Below are 218 nucleotides of genomic sequence, written 5' to 3'. Positions count from 1 at the left end.
GCGCTTCTGTCTTCCTGCTCGACAATGCGCGCGCCGCCGAAACCTGCGCTGGACAAGCGTGAAATCAAAACTTGGGCTGAAGAGCGGCTGCGTGTTACGTCAATGCTGATTTCGCCGTTGTGAATACTGCCGCTAAAGCCTCGGCTGCCTAAGGCATCAAGCTGGGCGGAAGTGTCGCCGTCGGCAGGCAAGACCACGCGGAAGGTTTTGGAAGAAGT

General features: G+C 57.8%; 1 pseudogene. It reads right to left on the bottom strand.

Annotation, left to right across the window (positions count from 1 at the left end):
• Positions 1–218, bottom strand: a pseudogene (locus ACTHSP_RS24360) (cell division protein); the annotation flags it as partial.

It is taken from the genome of Neisseria sp. P0001.S005, assembly GCF_051963715.1.
The sequence above is the reverse complement of the archived record's forward strand: the minus strand, read 5'-3'. Positions and strand labels throughout refer to the sequence as shown.